The following is a 25,569-nucleotide window of genomic DNA, read 5'->3' as shown; positions in this document are numbered from 1 at the left end:
GTGCTGATATCGTCTTGTGAGTGCCCACACAGATTGTCTGATAAATTGTTAAAGAGCGTTCGTTGCGAGACTTAACTCAGCAACGTGGGAGGCAGATAATACGCTTTCCCACTGAAGAGTCAACCATTTTCTCATCGAGATGCGGTGTTTTCACCGGGTTGATTCTTCCTGACTGGGCGACTTGGTTCTCGTTAGAGGAGTCGTTGTTCCCGGTCAGTGGAGGCGCATTATAGGGAGTTCTCAGAAGGCCGCAACCCCTAATTTCAATTATTTTATCAACCGTTCACAAATTCAACAAAAAAGCCCGAAACGGAGGATTAATGAACGGATCCAGCTCAAAACACGCCTGTTTAAAGCCCGAGGCTGGAGTAAACTCGCTTTATAATAATGAAAGATATTCAGGAATACCCTAGATGCTACTTAATGCACATCAACAAGCTGCTCAGCGAAACCTTTCCTATTTACTGGCGGAGAAGATTGCACAACGCGTTTTATCCGGTGATTACCCCGAGGGGTCGATACTTCCCGGTGAGAATGAGTTAGGGGAGATTTTTGGCGTCAGCCGGACAGCCGTGCGTGAAGCGGTGAAGACACTGGCGGCAAAGGGCATGCTTTTGCCCCGCCCGCGAATTGGGACGCGGGTCATGCCTCAGTCCAGCTGGAACTTTCTCGATCAGGACTTGCTGACCTGGTGGATGACACGCGAAAACTTCGATCAGGTCATGGCGCATTTTATCGTGCTGCGCAGAGCGCTTGAACCGCAGGCTTGTGCATTAGCCGCTGTCTCAGCCAGCAAAGAACAAAAGCATCGGCTTTCACTCTATATGAATGAAATGCGCCAGCTGCACAAAAGTTTTGATCGGGAACAGTGGATTACGGTGGATACGCACTTTCATCAACTGATCTATGAAGCGGGGAAAAACCCTTTTCTGACGTCGTTCTCAAATTTATTCAGTTCGGTCTATCAGAGTTACTTTCGGGCGATCACGGGAAATGAGGTTATCAAGCTGGAACAACATCAGCGCCTGACCGATGCCATTCTTAGCGGCGATGCCAATGCGGCGCTGAAAGCCTGTCAGCATCTATTACTTAGCGACGAATGAACCCACGGATTGACGTACCACCAATTCCGGAGTGAGCACCAGAATCTGCGGCTCCGCCTGGGGGTCCTGCAGACGATGTAATAATGCATCCACCGCCAGTTCTCCGAGTGAATCTTTAGGCTGATGGATAGTCGTCAGCGGCGGCATCATGTATTGCGCCAGCTGGATATCATCGTAGCCGATTACTGCGACATCATCCGGCACACGCAATCCACGTTGATACAACGCCTGATACGCACCGACTGCCATTGCATCATTCCCCGCAAAGACCGCATGAGGCGGCTCGGGTAACGACAGCAATTTTTCCATCGCCGGTACGCCTCCTTCGAATTCAAAATCGCCGCTGACTTCATAACCGGGAGGGATGACCAGCCCGGCTTTATTCATTGCCTGACGATAACCATTCAGCCGTTCCTGCGCGGTGGTTTTATCCAGCGGTCCGGTGATGCAGGCAATTTTGCGATAGCCCTGACGGATCAGATACTCCGTCGCCATCTCTCCGCCCAGAAGCGCATTGTCCTGAATCACATCATTCGCGCCATCAAACGGTGACCAGTCCATCATCACAATCGGTAAGGAAGGATAGCGGCTGATGGCATCTTTCGATGGCCGGTGATTTTCAGTACACATTAACAACAGGCCATCGACACGCTTTTGCAGCAGCGTTTCCAGACTGCGGTTCATGCGCTCAGCATCGCCGTCGGTATTACATAAGATCAGGCTGTAGCCACGTTCATAGCAACTGCGTTCAACACCGCGCACCACTTCCGCATAAAACGGGTTGCTGCTGGCCGTCAGTAACATGCCGATGGTGCGGGTTTGATTCAGTTTCAGGCTGCGTGCCAGCGCGGACGGTGCGTAGTTGAGCTGTTCAACGGCGGCATTCACCTTGTCAGCGATGGCATCACTGACAAAGCGATTTTTGTTGATGACGTGAGAAACGGTAGAAGTTGAAACGCCCGCCAGACGGGCGACATCTTTCATGGTGGCCAATCAGGCCTCCTGCTGCGTGAGGAAATCGTCGATTTCTTTGCGCCATGGTACGGAAGGCTGAGCGCCAGGACGCGTCACTGCAATCGCGGCAGCGGCGTGAGCAAAACGTACCGCGCTGTCCATCGCCTGACCTTCCAGCAATGCAGTCACCAGTGCGCCATTAAAGGTATCACCCGCGGCGATAGTATCCACGGCTTTGACGCGGAATCCGGCGACCTGCTTGCCTTCCCCGTTTTGGCTCAGCCAGACACCTTTACTGCCCAGCGTGATGATAACCGTCGCGATGCCTTTATCGTGCAAGGCTTTGGCTGCTCGGGCCGCATCGTCATTATTCTCGACCTTAATCCCGGTCAGCTTCTCCGCTTCAGTTTCGTTCGGGGTGATGATATCCACCCGCGACAGCAGTTCGTCCGGCAATTCACAGGCCGGGGCTGGATTAAGAATGACCTGCGTGCTGTTTTCTTTGGCTAACTTCGCCGCCGCAATCACCGTCTCTAATGGCGATTCCAGCTGCATTAATAAAGCAGCAGCATCGATGACTTGCTGTTTATAGCGTTCAAGGTAGTCCGGCGTCACCGCACTGTTGGCTCCCGCATCAATACCAATGACGTTCTCACCTTCTGCATTCACGAAAATCAACGCAACGCCGGTGGTCATTTCTTTGATGGCTTCGACAGGTTGCGTATCAATGTGGTCGCTGGCCAACTGTTTACGGACGCGCTCACCAATATCGTCGTCACCCACACAGGCAATAAAAGAAATATCTGCGCCACTGCGACCGGCGGCTACCGCCTGATTCGCCCCTTTGCCACCGAAAGCCACGGTGTACTGCTTGCCGATGACCGTTTCACCCGGTTGCGGGAAGTGGTTGATATTCAGAATGTGGTCAGCATTAATACTGCCGAGTACCACCAGTTTGCCTGTTTTCATGTGGAGATCCCTGAGTCAAAGAGCGCCCCCAAAAGGAGGCGCAGGTTACAGCATCGAGCATGCGGGTATTACGGCTGAGCAACCAGTTTCAAATCAACAGGAATAACAGCCGGGACTTTTTCGCCTTTCAGCACTTTGTCAGCCGTCTGAACACCGATCACGCCGATTTGTTCCGGACGTTGTGCCACAGTCGCGCCCATTTTACCGCTGTTTACAGCTTTGATACCGTCTTCTGTGCCGTCGAAGCCGACAACCAGCACGTCAGTTTTACCGGCAGTTTGCAGGGCACGCAATGCGCCCAGCGCCATTTCGTCGTTCTGAGCGAAGACGGCTTGTACGTCCTGATGCGCAGTCAGCAGGTTCTGCATAACGTTCAGGCCTTTGGTGCGGTCGAAGTCAGCAGGCTGGCTGGCGAGGATCTGGAAATGGTGTTTCTCAGCTGCCTGGGCGAAACCTTTACCGCGTTCACGGGCAACGGAAGTCCCGGCAATGCCTTCCAGTTCGATCACTTTGGCGTTTTCGCCCAGTTTCTTCGCGATGTAGTCACCTGCCATTTTGCCGCCGAAGGCGTTATCAGAGGCTACGTGGCTGGCAACGACGCCTTTAGTCGCCTGACGGTCAAGGGTGATCACCGGGATTTTCGCCTGGTTAGCCATCGCGACAGCGTTGCCTACGGCATCAGAATCAGTCGGGTTAATCAGCATCAGCTTGGTACCGCGAACGGTCAGGTCCTGCACGTTTGCCAACTCTTTCGCCGGGTTGTTCTGCGAATCGAGAACAATCAGGTTGTAGCCCAGTTTGTCGGCTTCTTTTTGCGCACCGTCTTTCATGGAAACAAAGAACGGGTTGTTCAGTGTTGAAACGACCAGCGCGATGGTGTCTTTCGCCATCACGTTAGCACTGAAAGACGCGGTGATCGCTGCGGCGGAAACCCAGACAGCCAGTTTTTTCATATTCATGGTCATAAGTCCTGTAGGAGAGTTTATTTGTTGCTTTTGTTATCCACCAGAACCGCCAGCAGAATGACAACTGCTTTCACGATCATCTGGTAGTAGGAAGAAACACCTAATAAGTTCAAACCGTTATTCAGGAAGCCAAGGATCAATGCACCGATCAGCGTTCCAACAATGCGCCCTTTACCCCCGGACAGGCTGGTTCCCCCTAAAACAACAGCGGCAATCGCATCCAGCTCGTAGCCCGTACCTGCGTTAGGCTGCGCTGAAGACAAGCGCGCCACTTCGATGATACTGGCCAGAGCGGCTAACAAACCACACAGGGAGTAGACGATAATTTTGACTTTATCGACGCTGATACCTGACAGACGCGTAGCGGATTCATTGCCGCCAAGCGCGTAGATATAACGCCCTAACCGGGTGTGATGCAGCATGTACCAGGCTGCAATAAACACCACGGCCATCAGCCAGACCGGTGTCGGAATACCCAGCGGGCGCCCGATACCAAACCAGCCAAACACATCTGCCACATCATTAAAGCCTGTGCTGATCGGGCTGCCGTTGGTGTACACCATGGTGATACCGCGCAGCAGCAACATCATGACCAGCGTGGCGATAAACGCCTGCACTTTACCTTTGGCGACAATCATACCTGTGACGGCGCCGATACCTGCACCCAGCGCCAGCGCGCCTGCCACGGCAACCAGCGCATTCACTTCCAGCCCGACGATAGAGGCCGCAACCGCACCGGTCAGCGCCAGCAAAGAACCGACGGATAAATCAATACCTGACGTCAGGATCACCAGCGTCATGCCCACGGCCATAATGGCGTTGACGGACGTTTGCTGAAGGATGTTAAACAGGTTATTCACGGTGAAGAAATTCGGGCTCATAGAAGAGACCACGGCAATCAACACCAGCAGCGCAATCAGAGACTTCTGCTCCAACAACCACTCTTTACTGATCCAGCGCTTTTTGGCTGACAATGTCTGAGAACTCATATCTGATTACTCCTGCGTCACGCGGTATTGCTTGCCGACAGCGGCTGCCATCAACACTTCTTGCGTAGCCTGTTCTATCGGGAATTCACCGCTTAAATGACCTTCATGCATCACAAGAACCCGGTCGCTCATACCGATCACTTCCGGCATTTCTGAGGAAACCAAAATGATGCTCAGCCCTTCGCGCTTGAACTGGTTAATAAGCTGGTAAATTTCTTTTTTGGCACCGACGTCAACGCCGCGCGTCGGTTCGTCGAGGATCAGGACTTTTGGCCGCGTCATCAAACCGCGGGCAATCGCCACTTTTTGCTGATTACCACCGGAGAGCAAACCAATCGGCTGCATCATCGATGGCGTTTTAATATTGAAGAGGCGAATGAAGTCGCCGACGGCCTGCTGTTCATCCGCATGCTTGAGGCGTCCGCCGCCGTGGCTGAAATAACGCAGTGCGGTCAGCGACATGTTTTCTTTCACCGACATCCCGAGCACTAATCCATCGCGTTTACGATCTTCGGAGATATAAACAATACCGTTCGCCAGACCGTCCTGCGGCGAGTGAGTAACCACTTCGCGGCCATCGAGCGAAACGTAGCCGCTTTTACGTGGCAACGCGCCGTAGAGGATTTTCATCAGCTCGGTGCGGCCAGCCCCCATCAGCCCGGAGACACCGAGGATTTCGCCGCTGTACAACTCAAAACTGACGTTATCCACGCCCGGCCCGCAGACATCACGAACCTGCAAGCGCAGCGCGCCGCGTGCGTGGTTAATGCGTGGGTATTGCTCTTCCAGACGACGGCCAACCATCATTTCGATCAACGTGTCTTCTTCCAGCTCGCTGACCGGACGCTCTGCGATAAACTGCCCGTCACGGAATACGGTGACGTCATCGCAGATCTCAAAAATTTCTTTCATGCGGTGGGAGATGTACACCACGCCGCAGCCAGCCGCTTTGAGTTCGCGAATGACGTTAAACAAAGAGGCGGTTTCAGTGTCAGTCAGCGCATCCGTCGGTTCATCCATAATGATGACTTTGGATTCGAAACTCAGCACTTTGGCGATTTCGACCATCTGCTGATCGCCAATCGATAATTCACCGACCAGGCGATCGCTTTTGTAGCGCAGATTCAGGCGGGCCAGGAGTTTGTCCGCTTCGGCATACATCTTTTTCCAGTTGATGCGGCCAAAACCGTTTACAAACTCACGGCCAAGAAAAATGTTTTCAGCAATAGTCAGCTGAGGGATCAGGTTAAGTTCCTGATGGATGATACCGATCCCCGCTTCCTGCGAAGCTTTCGGGCCACTGAACGCGGTTTCCTTGCCGAGGAAATGTACTGAGCCGGCATCTTTCTGATAGATGCCGGTCAGCACTTTCATCATCGTGGATTTACCCGCGCCGTTTTCACCCACCAGCGCCATGACACGTCCCGGATAAACGCTGAGCGCCGCGCCGGAAAGTGCTTTTACGCCGGGGAAGGCTTTATCAATCCCTGTCAGTTGCAGCAAAGGTTGCATAAAGGCCTCAGAAGGTTACGCCGGCACACAGGATCACATTCGCATACGGCGAACATTCCCCGCTGCGGATGACAGCACGACTTTTTTCGGTTTGCGCTTTGAATGCCTCATGACTGACATAATCCAAAGCAATGGTGTTTCCCTGGTGTTGTTCGAGTTGTGTCAATCGGGCGAGTAACGCTTCATGGAGTTGAGGATTTTTGGTGAGGATTTCCTCTGCGAGGATAGCCCGCTCAACCTGCATCTCGTGTGTCACTACCTCTAAGACTTGTAAAAAGGTGGGAACTCCCTGGGTTAGCGCCAGATCGATGCGCTGGCAAGCTGCTGGCACCGGAAGTCCGGCATCGCCAATAACCAGCTGATCGGTATGACCTAACCGGGCAATAACAGTTGAGATTTCGGCATTTAATAGCGGTGACTTCTTCATTTTGACTCCTACAGCGAAACGTTTCGCTCACCACTGAGTTTATGAAACTGGCCGCACAAGGCAACGAAGATGTGATGGAATTGTGATCAGCGTCGAAACGTTTCGCTGAATGATTCAGAAATAGGGAGGCAATTTGAGTTAGTCATTTCAGAAAGGAGAAGGCACAAACAAAACAGGGTACCCGAAGGTACCCTGTGAGCGGCAAAAGGCAGGATTATATTTCCACCTGCGTTCCCAGTTCGATAACGCGGTTTGGCGGGATTTCAAACTGGTCCGGTGCGCGCAAGGCGTTACGGCTGAGCGCCATGAACAGCTTACCCCGGAAGTAGAGATACCATGGCCGCTTGGTCAGGATCAGCGATTCATGCGACATGAAGAACGACGTTTCCATCATCCGGCACGGCAAACCTTCCAGACCACAGCGGTGGAAAATCTCTTCCACGTTCGGCGTTTCTTTAAATCCGTAACTTGCCACCACACGCCAGAACGTCGGCGACAGCTGCTCGATAGTGACACGCCGGACGTTGTGCACATAAGGCGCATCTTCCGTTCGCAGCGTCAGCAGAACCACGCGCTCATGCAGCACCTTGTTGTGCTTGAGGTTATGCAGCAACGCAAACGGAATGACGTTGATGGCTCGCGACATATACACCGCCGTTCCCGGAACACGAACCGGCGGGGATTTCTCCAGCGAGGCGATCATTGCCTCCAGAGAATTCCCATGTTCGTTCATGCGGCGCATAAGACGAAAACGCTCGCTTTTCCAGGTAGTCATGACGATAAACATGCACAGGCCGAGCGTCAGCGGCAGCCAGCCGCCGGAGAACAGCTTGGTGGCGTTTGCGGCAAACAGTGGAATATCCATAAACAGCAGACCGATCAGCAAAATGCCAACCAGGAACGGTTTCCAGTGCCAGTTTTTCAGCGCCACCGTACAGGAAAGAATGCTGGTCAGCACCATCGTACCGGTCACGGCAATACCGTACGCCGCCGCCAGATTGCTGGAATGCTCAAAGCTGGCAATCACAATCACCACTGCGAAATACAGCAACCAGTTAATGGCCGGGATATAAATCTGACCGGCTTCCATTTCCGAGGTGTGGATGATGCGCATCGGCGGTAAATAGCCCAATCGCACAGCCTGACGCGTCAGGGAGAACACGCCGGAAATCACAGCCTGAGAGGCAATGATGGTCGCTAAGGTGGCTAATACCAGTAACGGAATTAACGCCCAGTCAGGCGCCAGCAGGAAGAAGGGGTTTTTGATCGCTTCAGGATTCTTCAGCAGTAACGCGCCCTGACCGAAGTAGTTCAGCACCAGAGACGGCAATACCACCGTGAACCATGCCAGACGGATCGGGAATTTCCCGAAGTGCCCCATATCGGCATACAACGCTTCCACACCGGTAATCGACAGAACGACAGCGCCGAGTGCCAGGAAGGAGAAGGATTTATGTTCGATAAAGAAGTTTACCGCCCACATCGGGTTCATGGCGCGTAAGACTTCAGGGTTCTGCATGATGCTGTTTACGCCAAGAACGGCGAGCGTCAGGAACCAGACCAGCATCACCGGGGCGAAGAGTTTGCCCACGATACCGGTTCCGTGTTTCTGAATAATGAAAAGCAGCGTCAGAACAGTAATAGAAAGAGGAACGATATAAGGATCGAGTGATGGCGCGGCGATCTCCAGACCTTCCATTGCGGAAAGCACCGAAATGGCCGGAGTGATCACTACTTCGCCATAGAAGAAGCTGCCACCGATCAGGCCAAGTATCACCAGCACCGCCGTGGTGCGTGATGACGTGTTTCTGCCCGCCAAAGACATCAGCGTCAGTATGCCGCCTTCGCCCGCATTGTCCGCCCGCATCACATACGTGAGGTACTTGAGCGACACAATAAGGATAAGCATCCAGAAAATCAGAGAGAGAAAACCAAATACGACGCTAGGCTCAACATTGAAACCGTAGTGTCCTGAAAAACACTCTCTTAAGGTATAGAGAGGACTGGTACCAATGTCGCCATAGACCACACCAATGGCGGCCAGGGTTACTGCTGGGAGTGACCGTTTATGTTCAGTGCTCATATTTCGTTTCTTTTTTGCTCGAACATCCGTAAGCGATGCGTGCGCTCAGTCCAATGATGCCCACTAAAAGGCGCACAGTATGCACGAATAAATCAGATTGCCTACCCTTAAATGTGCAGCTAAACCGGCGTTCAGAGGAACGAGGTCACAAATCTCATAATAGAAAATTTTTAGTAATCAACAAGCTATACAGTGAAAAATAATCATGGCTTATCGCTGCGAGCCAGTACACTATTCAATATCTAAATGAAAACCGGAAGAGACAGTATGGCGCAATCTCCCCTTCTGGCAGAACGGATTGCCCGTCTTGCTAACGCACTGGAACATGGCTTGTACGAGCGACAGGACGCCATTCGTTTATGCCTGCTGGCCGCACTGTGCGGCGAAAGCGTTTTTCTGCTCGGCCCGCCGGGCATCGCAAAGAGCCTGATCGCCCGCCGTTTAAAATTCGCCTTCCGTCATGCTCGTGCCTTTGAATATCTGATGACGCGATTTTCCACGCCGGAAGAAGTCTTTGGCCCGCTCTCAATTCAGGCCCTGAAAGATGAAGGCCGATATCTGCGTCTGACCGAAGGTTACTTACCGGAAGCTGAAATCGTCTTCCTTGATGAAATCTGGAAAGCAGGTCCTGCGATCCTCAATACCTTGCTGACCGCTATCAACGAACGCCGTTTCCGGAATGGCGAACGCGAAGAACCGATCCCTTTACGCCTGCTGGTCAGCGCCTCTAACGAACTGCCTGAAGCCGACGGCAGCCTGGAAGCGCTATATGACCGCATGTTGATCCGCCTGTGGCTGGATAAGGTACAGGATAAGCAGAATTTCCGCTCACTGCTCACCAGCCGCACCAACGAAAGCGCCAATCCGGTGGCCGAATCATTGAGTATCAGCGACGAAGAGTATCAACAATGGCAGCCGGAGATCGATAAAGTCAATCTGCCGGATGCGTGCTTTGAACTGGTTTTCCAGCTTCGTCAGCGTCTTGATGCACTCGACACCGCGCCTTATGTTTCAGATCGCCGCTGGAAAAAGGCACTGCGTCTGTTGCAGGCCTGCGCATTCTTCAGCGGGCGAAACACCATCACGCCTGTTGATCTGATCCTGCTTAAAGACTGCCTGTGGCATGACCTCAATACGTATCAGCTGTTGCAAACTCAAATCGAGCAGCTGATCACCGAGCAGGCCTATCAGCAGCAAACATTACTGATGAAAATCCAGCAGTTAGATCAGCAGTGGATGCAGTACCAGCAGCAACAAAGCTCACGTCAGTCCATCAAGCTCGGCAAAAAAGCCGGGATGTTCAGTCGCAAACCACAACACAGCTTGCCGGACAGCCTTTCCGCCACTCACCTGACGTTATTACTGCAAACGCCTTTGCACCTGCATGAAATCAAAGTCACTCACTTGCTCTTCGACCGCACGGCGCTGGAAGAGTGGCTCAATAAAGGCGGCGTACTGAAAGCGAAGCTAAATGGCATCGGCTTTGTGCAAACCATCGATGCCGAGATTGATGATAAACAGCAGTTGCTGGTGCTGGACGTCAGTCGCCAGAGCACGCCGCTGACTTTGCCAGGCAACGAACATATCGCCGTTCCCGACGAGATGAAGAATACGCTGAGCGATCTGAGTGCAAAACTCGCGCAGCAGCGGCATGAATTTGGCCAGCAGCAAAACTGCCTGTTTGTTCCGGCGCAATGGATGGCGAAAATCGAAGCCAGCCTGCTGCAGGTCACCGAACAGCTGCGCCATCAGCAGCAGACGTTCAGCGGGCACTAACTATGTTCAGCCTGGAATCTCTGGATCTGCTGCTGGCGATCAGCGAAGCCGAATTGATCGAGGAACTGATCGTCGGACTGCTTGCCGCGCCTGCGCTGGCCGTTTTCTTTGAGAAATTCCCCCGCCTCAAACGCGCGCTGACCAAAGATCTTCCCGAATGGAAGCTGCGGCTGCGCCAGAGGATCCATGAAACGCCCGTACCGCCCGATCTGGCGAAAGAATTCTACCTTTACCAGCAATGCCAGCAGACCGATATCACCACCTTTCAGACCGGGCTGCCGGCGCTGATTGATGAGTTGTTCCGGCTGAACTCTCCTTTTACTACCGAGGCCCGTACATTATTCGAGAACAATGAGGAATCGCGAACGGCACGAACTGGCAATAGTTTTCAGACTCTCTTCCTCCAGCGCTGGCGCCTGAACCTGACATTCCAGACGGTGAACGTTCATCACCAGTTACTGGAGCAGGAACAGGAGAAATTGCAGGAGGAGTTACTTCAGCGTCTTGAACTGAGCAGCGAGTTGTCTCCTTTATTAGCAGAGAACGATACCGCGGCAGGACGTCTTTGGGATATGAGTAAAGGAAAGCGTCTGCGCGGGGATATCCAGTCACTGGCCCGCTTTGGTGCTTTCCTGCAACAACAGCCTGAGCTGGTTCATCTGGCAGAGCAACTGGGGCGCAGTCAGACGGCCAAAACCAGTCCGCATGAAGATGCCAAAATGGAAACGCATCGGCTGATGGTCCGCGAACCCGCGACAGTGCCGGAGGAAGTGAACGGCATTCACCAAAGCGACGATATCCTGCGGCTGATGCCGACCGAACTGGGTACGCTGGGTATCCCTGAACTCGAATACGAATTTTACCGCCGGTTACTGGAAAAGCGGCTGATGACTTACCGCCTGCAGGGAGACGTCTGGCGCGAGAAAGTGGTGAAGCGTCCGGTGGTCTGGCAGCAGCAAGAACCGCAGCCCCGTGGCCCGTTTGTGGTGTGTGTGGACACCTCAGGCTCTATGGGGGGATTCAATGAACAGTGTGCGAAAGCCTTTTGCCTGGCGCTGCTGAGGATCGCCCTTGCCGATAACCGTCGCTGTTACATCATGTTGTTTGCCAGCGAAGTGATCCATTATGAACTGACCTCCGCCGGTGGACTGGATCAGGCATTGCGTTTTCTCGGGCAACATTTTCGCGGCGGCACCGATCTGGCAGCCTGCCTGAATGCCACCCTGGACAAACTGGCATCACCGGAATGGCATGACGCCGACGCAGTGGTGATCTCAGATTTCATCGCTCAACGGCTGCCTGACGAGGTACAGAAGAAGGTCAAAATGCTCCAGCGGGAGAAGCAGCACCGCTTTCATGCGCTGGCGATGTCGCATTATGGCAAGCCCGGGATCCTGCGTATTTTCGATCATATCTGGCGCTTTGATACCGGTGTGAAAAGCCGTGTACAACGCCGCTGGCAAAGAAATTAACCTTAAAGAGAAAGCACACCATGTCTGAAATCTATCAGCTCGACGAGTTGGATCGCGGGATCCTCAATGCGTTGATGGACAACGCCAGAACACCTTACGCCGAACTGGCAAAAGTCTTCACCGTCAGCCCCGGAACTATCCACGTGCGCGTCGAAAAGATGAAGCAGGCTGGAATCATCACGGGTGCGCACATCACCGTAAATCCTAAGCAACTCGGTTACGACGTTTGCTGCTTTATTGGCATCATTTTGAAAAGCGCCAAGGACTATCCGTCTGCGCTTAAAAAACTGGAAAGTATCGAAGAAGTGGTCGAAGCCTATTACACCACCGGCCACTACAGCATCTTCATTAAGATCATGTGCCGCTCCATTGATTCTCTGCAACACGTACTTATCAACAAGATCCAGACCATTGACGAGATCCAGTCAACAGAGACGCTGATCTCCCTGCAGAACCCCATCACACGCACCATCCAGCCCTGAGCACTGATTTCTATACCCCTATTATCCACAGGTAGATCCCAGCTCATTCACAGCGTACAATGTCCTCCTTTTCTCGGGTGAGAGTTCTATGTCTGACGTAACCCTGATCAGTGGAAGTACACTTGGCAGTGCCGAATATGTTGCTGAACACGTGGCAGAGAAGCTGGAAGAAGCCGGTTTTTCTACACAGATGTTTCATGGTCCGGAACTGTATGAAGTCCCTTTAGAAGGGATCTGGTTGGTGGTGTGCTCCACACACGGTGCCGGAGAGTTGCCTGATAACTTGCAACCCTTCCTGGAACAGCTGGAAGATCAGCAACCGGATCTGTCAAAAGTTCGTTTTGGTGCCTTAGGTTTAGGCAGCAGCGAATATGACACTTTCTGTGGCGCGATCAATTCTCTCGATCAGAAACTGACGTCATTAGGGGCAAAACGGATCGGTGATCGACTTGAGATCGACGTGACTCAGCATGAAATTCCTGAGGATCCGGCAGAGGTTTGGGTGATCAACTGGATTAATTTACTCAAATAAGTGTAAATTTCAGCCGATCAGATGTGGATAACTATGCTTTAAAGCGGTGTAAAACCGGTAGTTATCCCTCTAACAACTCCTGTACGCTTTTCAGCCTGTGCATAACTCTCAATTCTGATCCCAGCTTATACTGTCCAGGATCACCGATCATTCACAGCATTCGATCCTTCTTAGCATATTGATCTTCATTGAGAAAAATGACTTATGCACAGAGGATCGCGATCCTAATAGAAGTATTAATAAGAGATCTTTAAATAAAAAAGATCTTCTTTTAATTAGGGAAGATCCTCCGGGGCTTGTGGAAGATCTAAACTTGAGTAGAATCCCTCCTCCCAACGCCATACAAAGAAAGTTCGCTTGAACGCTGAGGTGCAGTCGCATGTTTTATCCGGATCAATTTGACGTCATTATCATCGGTGGAGGTCATGCAGGTACTGAAGCTGCCATGGCATCTGCACGCATGGGACGTCAGACCTTATTATTAACCCACAATATCGACACGCTGGGACAGATGTCGTGTAACCCGGCAATTGGCGGGATCGGGAAGGGACATCTGGTAAAAGAAGTGGACGCTCTCGGCGGTTTGATGGCCACAGCTATCGACCATGCGGGCATTCAGTTTAGGATACTAAACGCGAGCAAAGGCCCTGCCGTACGGGCAACCCGTGCTCAGGCTGACCGTGTGCTTTACCGTCAGGCAGTTCGCACTGCCTTAGAGAATCAGCCAAACCTGATGATCTTCCAGCAGTCAGTCGAAGATCTCATTGTGGAAAACGATCGCGTTGTCGGTGCCGTGACCAAGATGGGGCTGAAATTCCGCGCCAAAACGGTAGTACTGACCGTCGGTACTTTCCTGGACGGCAAGATCCACATCGGACTGGAAAACTACAGCGGCGGCCGTGCAGGTGATCCTCCTGCTATCTCCCTTTCACAGCGTCTTCGTGAATTACCGTTACGCGTGAACCGTCTTAAAACAGGTACACCGCCGCGTATCGATGCCCGCTCCATTGATTTCAGCGTACTGGCTCAACAGCACGGCGATAATCCGGCTCCGGTATTCTCTTTCATGGGTAACGCGTCGCAACATCCGCGACAAATCCCGTGTTACATGACCTATACCAACGAAAAAACCCATGATGTGATCCGCAACAATCTGGATCGCAGCCCGATGTATGCCGGGATCATCGAAGGGATCGGCCCGCGTTATTGCCCGTCGATCGAAGATAAAGTCATGCGGTTTGCCGATCGTAATTCTCATCAGATCTTCCTTGAACCGGAAGGCCTGACCAGCAATGAAGTCTATCCAAACGGGATTTCAACCAGCCTGCCGTTTGACGTACAGATGCAGATCGTACGTTCCATGCAGGGGATGGAAAATGCGGTGATCGTTCGTCCCGGCTATGCCATCGAATATGATTTCTTTGATCCGCGTGATTTGAAACCGACGCTGGAAAGCAAATTTATTGCTGGACTGTTCTTTGCAGGACAAATCAACGGTACAACCGGCTACGAAGAAGCGGCGGCACAAGGTCTGCTGGCCGGTATGAACGCCGCACGCAGCGCCACCGACGATGAAGGCTGGGCGCCACGCCGTGATCAGGCTTATCTGGGTGTGCTGGTAGACGACCTGTGTACGCTGGGTACCAAAGAACCGTACCGCATGTTTACCTCGCGTGCTGAATACCGTCTGATGCTGCGTGAAGATAACGCCGATTTACGTCTGACGGAAAAAGGGCGTGAATTAGGCCTGGTCGACGATGCCCGCTGGGCACGCTTCAACCAGAAGCTGGAGATGATCGAGCAGGAACGTCAGCGTCTGCGCGGGATCTGGGTCAATCCTCATCACGCACAGGTCAGCGAAATCAATGCACACCTTTCCGCGCCGCTCTCAAAAGAGGCCAATGCTGAAGAGTTGCTCCGTCGTCCCGAAATGACGTATGCGCTGATCACCACATTGTCTCCTTTTGCGCCGGGCGTGCCAGATGTACAGGCTGCTGAACAGGTTGAGATTCAAATCAAGTACGAAGGCTACATTGCACGTCAGCAGGAAGAGATCGACAAACAGCTGCGCAATGAAAACACTTTGCTGCCAACAGATCTGGATTACCGTCAGGTGAACAGTCTGTCGAACGAAGTGATCGCCAAGCTAAACGATCACAAGCCGACGTCGATCGGTCAGGCTTCGCGGATCTCCGGTATCACACCGGCTGCTATCTCAATTCTGCTGATTTGGCTTAAAAAACAAGGCTTGCTGCGCCGTAGCGCCTGAGACTCATCTCTGATGACCGCCCTTTGATCCCAAGGCGGCGGTCAATTCTCGCTTTCCCCGCCTTTTTGGCTGCTTTATCATTCCCCCCACCGGGCTGTTCCCGGAATACCGACTCTGTCAGAGGATTTTCACTGTGCAAAAGAAACTGGACTCGCTGCTTGCTGCGGCAGGAATAGCGTTACCCGATCAGCAAAAACACCAACTGATTGCCTATGTTGAACTGCTGCATAAGTGGAACAAAGCCTACAACCTGACGTCGGTACGTGATCCGATGCAAATGCTGGTGCGCCATATTCTGGACAGTATCGTAGTGAATGAGCATTGCAGGGCAGTCGTTTCATTGATGTGGGTACGGGGCCGGGCTTACCGGGCATTCCACTGGCTATCGTCCGTCCGGACTCGCATTTCACATTGCTGGACAGCCTCGGCAAACGCGTACGCTTCCTGCGTCAGGTTCAGCATGAGCTGGGGTTGAAGAATATTGAGCCGGTACAAAGCCGTGTGGAAGAGTTTGAACCTGAACCGCCATTTGATGGTGTGATAAGCCGTGCGTTTGCCTCGTTACAGGACATGTTGTCCTGGTGTCATCATCTGCCAAAGAAAGGGCAGGGGCGCTTCTATGCGCTCAAGGGCGTGTGTCCCGATGATGAACTGACGGCGTTACCTGACGGTATCACTTTGGAAAGTGTGGTGAAACTGCAGGTTCCGGAACTTGACGGAGAACGTCATCTGATAATTCTTAGTGCAAACTAAAGTTGAGAATTATCAAATAATCCTTAAAAAATATGTGTGTTAACAGAGTTAAAATGAGCAGGCTAATTAAATAGCGGTGACTTTCGACCAATCACCTCTTTTTTACACACTGTTAGCAATTAGGTGACCTTTATTTTTAATCCGTACCGAGATAGTCACTTGTGAAATTTAATCGGCATCAGGCCAGTGATATTCAACTTGTAATGAAAATGTTGATATTTGTTGGCTAGTTGTATCATCGGATGATGTCTATTTTTAAATAAGATGTTTTCTCAATCGCGGTTCTTTTAACAATATGATTTATATCATTTTTAAAAGGCCGGTTTAGCTAAAGACATTCGAGCGGTGTAGGGTATATAAATAGGGTCGCGTTAATTATGTGATCCAGTGCACGCTTCTTTGTCAGGTGATGAAATAACCGCAGCAAAGTAAAAAGGGCAAATTCAGCTATAGTTTCGTAATCAAAATAGCGATGAAGAGGAAAATTTAAATAATTGTTCACCTTTTCGCTACTTATCCATTGAATTCGTTCCTGTGCACCGTATAATTTGCTCGGTTTTTGCTGCTTGACTCAAAACAGTAAAGGCAGTGATATACGGCATTCAGCATACCTCCAGCTAGGTACTCGATACGGAGAGAACAAACGTCATGTCTGTATCCGGTATTTTACACAGTACGCATAGTGTGAAGGTTGCCAGAAAGCTGTTACTACTGCAGTTATTGACCTTTGTTCTGCTCAGTGCAGTCTTTGGCTTTAAAAGCCTGGAATGGACCACTTCAGCTCTTATGGGTGGTTTGGCCGCCTGGCTGCCAAATGTACTGTTCATGCTGTTTGCATGGCGCCATCAGGCGCAAACAACGGTCTCTGGACGGGTTGCCTGGTCCTTTGCTATCGGAGAGGCGCTGAAGGTGCTGGTTACGATAATCTTAATGATTGTCGCACTTGGCCTGTTTAAGGCGGCGTTCGCTCCGTTGGGGTTGGCCTATTTATCGGTGTTGATGACTCAGATTTTGGCACCGGCCGTCATTAACAGTTACCGTACTTAACTACTAAAGGGTAAGAGGCATCATGTCTGCATCAGGAGAAATCTCTACTCCACAAGAGTATATCGGTCACCATCTGACTCAGCTTCAGGTAGGGACGGGATTCTGGTCGATTAACATCGATTCGATGTTTTTCTCCGTGTTCCTCGGAGTACTCTTTCTGGTTATCTTCCATCGCGTCGCTAAAAACGCCACCAGTGGTGTTCCGGGGAAACTGCAAACGGCCATCGAGCTGGTTGTGGGCTTCGTCGATAGCAACGTGCGTGACATGTATCACGGCAAAAGCAAAGTCATAGCGCCTTTGGCTCTGACTGTCTTCGTCTGGGTGTTCATGATGAACATGATGGATTTGCTGCCAATCGATTTTCTGCCGTACATAGGCGAACATCTTCTTGGTCTGCCGGCTCTGCGTGTTGTACCCACGGCTGACGTGAATATCACGTTGTCCATGGCGCTCGGCGTATTCATTCTGATTCTTTTCTATAGCATTAAGATGAAAGGCATTGGCGGTTTCGTTAAAGAACTGACAATGCAGCCATTCAATCATCCGGTTTTCATTCCGATTAACCTGATTCTTGAGGGTGTCAGCCTGCTGTCTAAACCAGTTTCACTGGGTCTGCGACTGTTTGGCAATATGTATGCGGGTGAGTTGATCTTCATCCTTATTGCTGGCCTGCTGCCGTGGTGGTCACAGTGGATCCTGAGTGTGCCTTGGGCCATTTTCCACATCCTGATCATTACGCTGCAAGCTTTTATCTTCATGGTTCTGACGATTGTCTATCTCTCGATGGCATCTGAAAAACACTGATTTTTCTTTCAACACTACTGCGTTTTAACTGAAACAAACTGGAGACTGTCATGGAAAACCTGAGTATGGATCTGCTGTACATGGCTGCCGCTGTGATGATGGGCCTGGCGGCAATCGGTGCTGCAATCGGTATCGGCATCTTGGGTGGTAAATTTTTGGAAGGTGCTGCACGTCAGCCTGACCTGATCCCTCTGTTGCGTACACAGTTCTTTATCGTTATGGGTCTGGTCGATGCAATCCCAATGATTGCTGTTGGTCTGGGTCTGTACGTGATGTTTGCTGTCGCTTAACACTGAGCTTGCTCACGGTTAAACGAACTACATCAAATATTTCACTTTGAAAGAGGCATTGTGCTGTGAATCTTAACGCAACAATCCTCGGCCAGGCTATCGCGTTTGTCCTGTTTGTCCTGTTCTGTATGAAGTACGTATGGCCGCCGATTATGGCTGCCATCGAAAAACGTCAGAAAGAGATTTCTGAAGGTTTGTCTTCCGCAGAACGTGCCAAAAAAGAGCTGGACTTAGCGCAAGCCGATGCGACCGACCAACTGAAGAAAGCCAAAGCTGAAGCTCAGGTAATCATCGACCAGGCGAACAAGCGTAAAGCACAGATCGTCGACGAAGCGAAGACCGAAGCCGAGCAGGAACGTAACAAGATCGTAGCGCAAGCTAAGGCAGAGATTGACGCCGAACGCCAACGTGCACGTGAAGAGTTGCGTAAACAGGTCGGGATTTTGGCCATTGCTGGCGCCGAGAAGATCATCGAACGTTCCGTGGATGAAGCTGCTAACAGCGACATCGTTGATAAACTGGTCGCTGAACTGTAAGGAGGGAGGGGCTGATGTCTGAATTTGTAACTGTAGCTCGCCCCTACGCCAAAGCAGCTTTTGACTTTGCCGTTGAGCACCAAAGCTTAGATCGCTGGCAGTCTATGTTAGCGTTCACGGCTGAAGTCACGCGCAATGAAATGATTGAAGAACTGCTTTCCGGTGCAACGGCACCAGAAACGCTGTCTAAGACGTTTATTGCCGTATGTGGTGAACAACTCGACGACGCAGGCCAGAACCTGATTAGGGTAATGGCTGAAAATGGACGTTTACGCGTTCTTCCGGAAGTGTTGCAGCAGTTCATCGAACTGCGCGCCTCACTGGAGGCTAGTGCTGAGGTTGAAGTCACTTCAGCAAGTCCACTGACGGAAGAACAGCAGGCAAAAATTGCTGCTGCTATGGAAAAACGTTTGTCTCGCAAAGTTAAGCTGAATTGCAAAATTGACAAGTCTGTTCTTGCCGGTGTCATTATCCGTGCAGGTGATATGGTGATTGATGGCAGCGTTCGCAGTCGTCTTGAACGCCTGGCAGACGTCTTGCAGTCTTAAGGGGACTGGAGCATGCAACTGAATTCCACCGAAATCAGCGAACTGATAAAGCAGCGCATTGCTCAGTTCAATGTAGTGAGCGAAGCTCACAATGAAGGTACTATCGTTTCCGTCAGTGACGGGATCATCCGCGTGCACGGCTTAGCCGATGTCATGCAAGGGGAAATGATTGCGTTGCCGGGTAACCGTTACGCTATCGCCCTGAACCTGGAGCGCGATTCCGTAGGTGCTGTTGTTATGGGCCCTTACGCTGACCTCGCCGAAGGGATGAAAGTAAAATGTACTGGCCGTATCCTGGAAGTTCCAGTTGGCCGTGGCCTGTTAGGTCGCGTTGTTAACACCCTGGGGGCGCCAATCGACGGTAAAGGTCCGGTAGAGCATGACGGCTTCTCAGCTGTCGAAGCAATCGCACCTGGCGTTATCGAACGTCAATCCGTAGACCAGCCTGTGCAGACAGGTTACAAATCCGTTGATGCCATGATCCCAATCGGTCGTGGTCAGCGTGAATTGGTCATCGGTGACCGTCAAACCGGTAAAACTGCTCTGGCGATCGATGCGATCATCAACCAGCGCGATTCCGGCATCAAATGTATCTATGTGGCTATCGGCCAGAAAGCGTCCACCATTTCTAACGTGGTTCGTAAACTGGAAGAGCACGGCGCACTGGAAAACACCATCGTTGTTGTTGCAACTGCATCAGAATCTGCTGCACTGCAATATCTGGCACCGTACTCCGGCTGCGCAATGGGTGAATACTTCCGTGACCGCGGTGAAGACGCACTGATCGTTTATGATGACCTGTCTAAACAGGCTGTTGCTTACCGTCAGATTTCCCTGCTGCTTCGTCGTCCACCAGGTCGTGAAGCTTACCCAGGCGACGTTTTCTATCTCCACTCCCGTCTGCTCGAACGTGCTGCGCGTGTAAACGCCGACTACGTTGAAGCATTCACTAAGGGTGAAGTGAAAGGCAAAACCGGTTCCCTGACTGCGCTTCCGATCATCGAAACGCAAGCGGGTGACGTTTCCGCGTTCGTTCCGACCAACGTAATCTCGATTACCGATGGTCAGATCTTCCTGGAATCCAACCTGTTTAACGCCGGTATTCGTCCTGCGGTTAACCCGGGTATCTCGGTATCTCGTGTTGGTGGTGCTGCTCAGACCAAGATCATGAAAAAACTGTCCGGTGGTATTCGTACCGCGCTGGCACAGTATCGTGAACTGGCTGCGTTCTCCCAGTTCGCTTCTGATCTGGATGAGGCAACCCGTAAACAGCTGAACCACGGTCAGAAAGTGACTGAGCTGCTGAAACAGAAACAATACGCTCCGATGTCAATCGTGGCGCAGTCTCTGATCATCTTCGCAGCAGAACGTGGTTATCTGGAAGACGTTGAGTTGTCCAAAGTCGGTAGCTTTGAAGCGGCACTGTTGGCGTTTGCCGACCGTGAGCACGGCGAGCTTCTGCAGCAAATCAACCAAACTGGTGCGTATAACGATGAGATCGAGGGTAAATTCAAAAATATCCTCGATACCTTCAAAGCAACCCAGTCCTGGTAACACTAAGCGGCCTTGCTGTCCTGCTTTTGGCAGATAAGCAGCGGGCCGTTTGGTAATGAGGAGAAGCAGAGATGGCCGGCGGAAAAGAGATACGTAGTAAGATCAGCAGCGTGCAAAACACGCAAAAGATCACTAAAGCGATGGAAATGGTCGCCGCCTCCAAAATGCGTAAAACGCAGGAACGTATGGCGGCCAGCCGTCCTTATGCAGAAACCATTCGTGAAGTGATTGGTCACCTTGCGTTAGGTAATCTGGAATATAAGCACCCTTACCTGGATGAGCGTGACATTAAGCGCGTCGGGTATCTGGTGGTGTCTACCGACCGTGGTCTTTGTGGTGGTTTGAACATTAACCTGTTCAAAAGACTGCTGGCAGAGATGAAAGGCTGGTCCGAAAAGGGTGTTGAAGTTGATCTCGCACTGATCGGTTCCAAAGCAGCCTCTTTCTTCGGCTCCGTGGGTGGCAACGTTGTTGCTCAGGTTACTGGCATGGGGGATAACCCTTCTCTGTCAGAACTGATCGGACCGGTTAAAGTGATGTTGCAGGCTTTCGACGAAGGTCGCTTAGACAAGTTATGCGTTGTTAGCAATAAATTCGTCAATACCATGTCTCAGGAACCACGCATCGTGCAGCTGTTGCCTCTGCCACCCGCAGAAGACGGCGCACTGGCGAAGAAATCCTGGGATTACCTGTATGAGCCGGACCCTAAAGCGCTGCTGGATACCCTCCTGCGTCGTTATGTGGAATCTCAGGTTTATCAGGGCGTCGTAGAAAACCTGGCCAGCGAACAGGCCGCGCGAATGGTAGCGATGAAAGCCGCAACCGATAACGGCGGCAGCCTGATCAAAGAGCTGCAGTTGGTATACAACAAAGCTCGTCAGGCCAGCATCACTCAGGAACTCACCGAGATCGTCGGGGGAGCCTCCGCGGTTTAAGCTAGGTTTACGAATTACGTAGAGGATTCAAGATGGCTACTGGAAAGATTATCCAGGTAATCGGCGCCGTGGTGGACGTCGAGTTCCCTCAGGATGCAGTACCGAACGTGTACAATGCTCTTGAGGTAGAAAACGGTACCTCCAAGCTGGTGCTGGAAGTACAGCAACAGTTAGGTGGCGGCGTTGTTCGTTGTATCGCAATGGGTACATCAGATGGCCTGCGTCGCAATCTGAAAGTGAACAACCTGGAACACCCAATTGAAGTTCCGGTTGGTGTAGCGACTCTGGGTCGCATCATGAACGTATTGGGTGAACCAATCGACATGAAAGGTGAAATCGGCGAAGAAGAACGTCGTTCAATTCACCGTCCTGCTCCTTCTTACGAAGAGCTGGCGAACTCCCAGGAATTGCTGGAAACCGGTATCAAAGTTATGGACCTGATGTGCCCGTTCGCTAAGGGCGGTAAAGTCGGTCTGTTCGGTGGTGCGGGTGTTGGTAAAACTGTAAACATGATGGAGCTGATCCGTAACATCGCGATCGAGCACTCCGGTTATTCTGTGTTTGCAGGCGTGGGTGAACGTACTCGTGAGGGTAACGACTTCTACCACGAAATGACCGATTCCAACGTTATCGACAAAGTTTCCCTGGTTTATGGCCAGATGAATGAGCCACCAGGCAACCGTCTGCGTGTAGCACTGACTGGCCTGACCATGGCGGAGAAATTCCGTGATGAAGGTCGTGACGTTCTGCTGTTCATCGATAACATTTACCGTTATACCCTGGCCGGTACTGAAGTGTCCGCACTTCTGGGCCGTATGCCTTCTGCGGTAGGTTATCAGCCAACGCTGGCGGAAGAGATGGGCGTTCTGCAAGAACGTATCACCTCGACCAAAAGTGGTTCTATCACCTCCGTACAGGCCGTTTACGTCCCTGCGGATGACTTGACTGACCCATCTCCAGCCACCACCTTCGCTCACTTAGATGCGACCGTGGTACTGAGCCGTCAGATCGCGTCACTGGGTATCTACCCGGCGGTAGACCCACTGGATTCCACCAGTCGTCAGCTGGATCCACTGGTTGTTGGTCAGGAACACTATGATGTGGCTCGTGGCGTGCAGTCTATTCTGCAACGTTATCAGGAACTGAAAGACATCATCGCGATCCTGGGTATGGACGAGTTGTCAGAAGATGACAAACTGGTTGTATCCCGTGCGCGTAAGATTCAGCGTTTCCTGTCCCAGCCATTCTTCGTGGCCGAAGTCTTCACCGGTTCTCCGGGCAAGTTCGTTTCGCTGAAAGATACCATCCGTGGTTTCAAAGGCATTATGGACGGCGACTACGATCACCTGCCGGAACAAGCGTTCTACATGGTTGGCACCATTGAAGAAGCAGTGGAAAAAGCCAAGAAACTGTAACGCTAGTTTGTTGTGGTATTGAGAGAGGATGACATGGCTGAAAAAGCTTACCATCTGGATGTAGTCAGTGCGGAAAAGAGAATGTTTTCCGGCATGGTACAGAAGATCCAGGTGACGGGTAGCGAAGGCGAACTGGGTATTTTCCCGGGGCATGCTCCGCTGCTCACCGCCATCAAGCCTGGCATGGTGCGCATTGTTAAAGAACACGGGGAAGAAGAGTATATCTATCTTTCCGGCGGCATCCTTGAGGTGCAGCCGAATGCAACAACCGTGTTGGCTGATACTGCAATCCGTGGGCAAGACCTCGACGAAGCGCGCGCGCTTGAAGCTAAGCGCAAGGCGGAAGAACATATTAATAGTTCTCACGGCGACGTTGACTACGCTCAGGCGTCAGCAGAACTGGCTAAGGCGATCGCGAAACTTCGCGTTATCGAACTTACCAGGAAAGCGATGTAACGACATCAGTGTAAAAGGCGACCTTCGGGTCGCTTTTTTTTTACCTTTAAATAAGACACTTTTCAGCGTTTATCCGAAGGCGGAAATTCACGTTTAATGGAATACTTGCGGAATAAGTGGACGTTTTACCCTCAGATTTTTTGCTGTAGTCTATACCGTGCTCAACCCTTACAGGCTGCGGCCTGCAGGTGGTTTTTGAAGCGAAATATGTAGTAATCCGGGCACTGAACGGGTTACTTTTGTCACTCAAATTGGATTTGTCAGGTTACCTATGTCGAACAGCACACTGAGTGTGGTCATCCTTGCCGCGGGCAAGGGAACACGCATGTACTCCAACCTTCCTAAAGTTCTTCATTCCTTGGCGGGTAAGCCGATGGTGCAACACGTGATTGATGCCGCCATGCAGGTGGGGGCGAAGAACGTGCATCTGGTCTATGGCCATGGTGGCGAGTTGCTGAAGAAAAATCTGGCGGGCAGTGATCTGAACTGGGTATTGCAGGCAGAGCAACTGGGTACCGGTCATGCTATGCAGCAGGCTGCGCCTTTCTTTGCTGATGATGAAGATGTGCTGATGCTGTACGGCGACGTTCCGTTAATTTCCGTCGATACGCTGGAAAAACTGCTGAAAGTCAAACCGGAAGGCGGTATTGGTTTATTGACCGTCGTGCTTGACGATCCAACCGGCTATGGTCGCATCGTGCGTGAAAATGGCACAGTGACCGGCATTATCGAACAAAAAGATGCCAGCCAGGAACAGCTTAAAATTCAGGAGATTAACACCGGAATTCTGGTAGCCAACGGAGCATCTTTCAAGCGCTGGCTGAGCAAACTCAATAACAATAATGCGCAGGGTGAATACTACATCACCGATATCATTGCGATGGCACATGCCGAAGGGCACCAGATCGCCACCGTTCATCCGGCGCGTAACAGTGAAGTGGATGGCGTGAACAACCGCCTGCAACTTTCGCGCCTTGAGCGCGTGTATCAGAGCGAACAGGCTGAACGCCTGCTACTGGAAGGCGTGATGCTGATGGATCCGGCGCGGTTTGATTTGCGCGGCGAGCTGTCTCATGGCATCGACGTCCTGATCGATACCAACGTGATTATCGAAGGCCACGTCAAACTGGGCGATCGAGTGAAAATCGGTGCGGGCTGCGTGCTGAAAAACTGTGTGATTGGCGATGACTGTGAAATCAGCCCTTACAGCGTCTTCGAAGATGCGGTGCTGGAAAGCGGTTGTACCGTCGGGCCATTCGCCCGTCTGCGCCCTGGCGCTGAGCTGGCCGAAGGCGCGCACGTCGGCAACTTCGTCGAAATCAAAAAATCCCGTCTGGGCAAAGGCTCTAAAGCGGGTCACCTTTCTTATCTCGGCGACGCTGAGATTGGTGACAACGTGAATATCGGCGCGGGCACCATCACCTGTAACTATGACGGCGTGAACAAAAGCAAAACGATTATCGGCAATGACGTGTTTGTCGGCTCCGATACTCAGCTGATTGCGCCTGTTACCGTCGGCAACAATGTGACCATCGCGGCGGGCACCACTGTGACGCGCGATGTTCCTGACAACGGTTTACTGTTAAGCCGGGTGCCTCAGGTGCATAAACCTGACTGGCAAAAACCGGTGAAGAAATAATAAGCATTACATAATAATCCCCAACTTCTACAAGGCTCGGGGAACCGTAAGTACACCG

General features: G+C 51.7%; 23 protein-coding genes and 1 pseudogene. 17 read left to right on the top strand and 7 right to left on the bottom strand.

Annotation, left to right across the window (positions count from 1 at the left end):
- Positions 1 to 413: 413 nt before the first annotated feature.
- Complete coding sequence (locus TU92_RS06485; RefSeq protein WP_112165448.1) at positions 414 to 1,103, top strand: FadR/GntR family transcriptional regulator; 690 nt, start codon at positions 414 to 416, stop codon at positions 1,101 to 1,103.
- On the opposite strand, the gene rbsR is transcribed toward TU92_RS06485, so the two are convergent.
- The 7 genes from rbsR to kup form a co-directional block, all read right to left on the bottom strand.
- Entirely contained in the window at positions 1,086 to 2,096 is a 1,011-nt protein-coding gene (rbsR, locus tag TU92_RS06480) for a ribose operon transcriptional repressor RbsR (protein WP_112165446.1), read from the bottom strand. The two genes, TU92_RS06485 and rbsR, sit on opposite strands and share 18 nt — an antisense overlap.
- The gene (gene rbsK, locus TU92_RS06475; protein ID WP_112165444.1) at positions 2,097 to 3,026 is read right to left on the bottom strand and encodes a ribokinase; all 930 of its coding nucleotides are present in this window, start codon (positions 3,024 to 3,026) and stop codon (positions 2,097 to 2,099) included.
- A gap of 68 nt (positions 3,027 to 3,094) precedes the next feature.
- On the bottom strand, positions 3,095 to 3,985 hold the full coding sequence (rbsB, locus tag TU92_RS06470) for a ribose ABC transporter substrate-binding protein RbsB (RefSeq protein ID WP_056775977.1): 891 nt from the start codon (positions 3,983 to 3,985) through the stop codon (positions 3,095 to 3,097).
- Positions 3,986 to 4,008: 23 nt separating this feature from the next.
- Positions 4,009 to 4,980 carry a ribose ABC transporter permease gene (rbsC, locus tag TU92_RS06465; RefSeq protein WP_112165442.1) on the bottom strand — a complete coding sequence of 324 codons (972 nt, stop codon included), beginning with the start codon at positions 4,978 to 4,980 and terminating at the stop codon, positions 4,009 to 4,011.
- A gap of 6 nt (positions 4,981 to 4,986) precedes the next feature.
- Positions 4,987 to 6,492: a ribose ABC transporter ATP-binding protein RbsA gene (gene rbsA, locus TU92_RS06460; RefSeq protein ID WP_112165440.1), complete on the bottom strand. Its 1,506-nt coding sequence runs from the start codon at positions 6,490 to 6,492 to the stop codon at positions 4,987 to 4,989.
- Positions 6,493 to 6,499: 7 nt separating this feature from the next.
- The gene (gene rbsD / locus TU92_RS06455) at positions 6,500 to 6,919 is read right to left on the bottom strand and encodes a D-ribose pyranase (RefSeq protein WP_112165437.1); all 420 of its coding nucleotides are present in this window, start codon (positions 6,917 to 6,919) and stop codon (positions 6,500 to 6,502) included.
- Between the two features lie 214 nt (positions 6,920 to 7,133).
- Entirely contained in the window at positions 7,134 to 9,002 is a 1,869-nt protein-coding gene (gene kup, locus TU92_RS06450; protein WP_112165435.1) for a low affinity potassium transporter Kup, read from the bottom strand.
- A gap of 267 nt (positions 9,003 to 9,269) precedes the next feature.
- On the opposite strand from kup, the gene ravA reads away from it, so the two are divergent.
- From ravA to glmU, 16 genes and pseudogenes are all read left to right on the top strand, one after another.
- The gene (gene ravA / locus TU92_RS06445) at positions 9,270 to 10,778 is read left to right on the top strand and encodes an ATPase RavA (RefSeq protein ID WP_112165433.1); all 1,509 of its coding nucleotides are present in this window, start codon (positions 9,270 to 9,272) and stop codon (positions 10,776 to 10,778) included.
- Between the two features lie 2 nt (positions 10,779 to 10,780).
- Complete coding sequence (gene viaA / locus TU92_RS06440) at positions 10,781 to 12,250, top strand: ATPase RavA stimulator ViaA (protein WP_112165431.1); 1,470 nt, start codon at positions 10,781 to 10,783, stop codon at positions 12,248 to 12,250.
- 20 nt (positions 12,251 to 12,270) lie between these two features.
- On the top strand, positions 12,271 to 12,732 hold the full coding sequence (gene asnC, locus TU92_RS06435) for a transcriptional regulator AsnC (RefSeq protein ID WP_056775967.1): 462 nt from the start codon (positions 12,271 to 12,273) through the stop codon (positions 12,730 to 12,732).
- Positions 12,733 to 12,820: 88 nt separating this feature from the next.
- Positions 12,821 to 13,264, top strand: a complete 444-nt coding sequence (gene mioC / locus TU92_RS06430; RefSeq protein ID WP_112165429.1) for an FMN-binding protein MioC — start codon at positions 12,821 to 12,823, stop codon at positions 13,262 to 13,264.
- Between the two features lie 379 nt (positions 13,265 to 13,643).
- On the top strand, positions 13,644 to 15,533 hold the full coding sequence (gene mnmG, locus TU92_RS06420; protein ID WP_112165425.1) for a tRNA uridine-5-carboxymethylaminomethyl(34) synthesis enzyme MnmG: 1,890 nt from the start codon (positions 13,644 to 13,646) through the stop codon (positions 15,531 to 15,533).
- Between the two features lie 133 nt (positions 15,534 to 15,666).
- A pseudogene (gene rsmG / locus TU92_RS06415) lies at positions 15,667 to 16,286 on the top strand (16S rRNA (guanine(527)-N(7))-methyltransferase RsmG).
- 648 nt (positions 16,287 to 16,934) lie between these two features.
- Positions 16,935 to 17,333: a F0F1 ATP synthase subunit I gene (gene atpI, locus TU92_RS06410; RefSeq protein WP_112165423.1), complete on the top strand. Its 399-nt coding sequence runs from the start codon at positions 16,935 to 16,937 to the stop codon at positions 17,331 to 17,333.
- Between the two features lie 22 nt (positions 17,334 to 17,355).
- On the top strand, positions 17,356 to 18,138 hold the full coding sequence (gene atpB, locus TU92_RS06405) for a F0F1 ATP synthase subunit A (protein WP_112165421.1): 783 nt from the start codon (positions 17,356 to 17,358) through the stop codon (positions 18,136 to 18,138).
- A gap of 50 nt (positions 18,139 to 18,188) precedes the next feature.
- A complete protein-coding gene (gene atpE, locus TU92_RS06400) occupies positions 18,189 to 18,428 on the top strand; it encodes a F0F1 ATP synthase subunit C (protein WP_004093904.1) in 240 nt (79 codons plus the stop codon).
- Between the two features lie 65 nt (positions 18,429 to 18,493).
- The gene (gene atpF / locus TU92_RS06395) at positions 18,494 to 18,964 is read left to right on the top strand and encodes a F0F1 ATP synthase subunit B (protein WP_056775959.1); all 471 of its coding nucleotides are present in this window, start codon (positions 18,494 to 18,496) and stop codon (positions 18,962 to 18,964) included.
- 14 nt (positions 18,965 to 18,978) lie between these two features.
- Complete coding sequence (gene atpH, locus TU92_RS06390) at positions 18,979 to 19,512, top strand: F0F1 ATP synthase subunit delta (protein ID WP_112165419.1); 534 nt, start codon at positions 18,979 to 18,981, stop codon at positions 19,510 to 19,512.
- Positions 19,513 to 19,524: 12 nt separating this feature from the next.
- A complete protein-coding gene (atpA, locus tag TU92_RS06385; protein WP_112165417.1) occupies positions 19,525 to 21,066 on the top strand; it encodes a F0F1 ATP synthase subunit alpha in 1,542 nt (513 codons plus the stop codon).
- 71 nt (positions 21,067 to 21,137) lie between these two features.
- Positions 21,138 to 22,001: a F0F1 ATP synthase subunit gamma gene (gene atpG / locus TU92_RS06380; protein WP_112165415.1), complete on the top strand. Its 864-nt coding sequence runs from the start codon at positions 21,138 to 21,140 to the stop codon at positions 21,999 to 22,001.
- Positions 22,002 to 22,033: 32 nt separating this feature from the next.
- Complete coding sequence (gene atpD, locus TU92_RS06375; protein ID WP_056775954.1) at positions 22,034 to 23,416, top strand: F0F1 ATP synthase subunit beta; 1,383 nt, start codon at positions 22,034 to 22,036, stop codon at positions 23,414 to 23,416.
- Between the two features lie 33 nt (positions 23,417 to 23,449).
- On the top strand, positions 23,450 to 23,872 hold the full coding sequence (locus tag TU92_RS06370; RefSeq protein WP_112165412.1) for a F0F1 ATP synthase subunit epsilon: 423 nt from the start codon (positions 23,450 to 23,452) through the stop codon (positions 23,870 to 23,872).
- Positions 23,873 to 24,143: 271 nt separating this feature from the next.
- Complete coding sequence (glmU, locus tag TU92_RS06365; protein ID WP_112165410.1) at positions 24,144 to 25,511, top strand: bifunctional UDP-N-acetylglucosamine diphosphorylase/glucosamine-1-phosphate N-acetyltransferase GlmU; 1,368 nt, start codon at positions 24,144 to 24,146, stop codon at positions 25,509 to 25,511.
- The last annotated feature ends 58 nt before the right edge of the window (positions 25,512 to 25,569 follow it).

The sequence above is a fragment of the Rahnella inusitata genome, from assembly GCF_003263515.1.
In the GTDB taxonomy this organism is placed as follows: Bacteria; Pseudomonadota; Gammaproteobacteria; order Enterobacterales; family Enterobacteriaceae; genus Rahnella; species Rahnella inusitata.
Note: the sequence above shows the minus strand (reverse complement) of the source record. Positions and strands in the feature narration are given on the sequence as shown.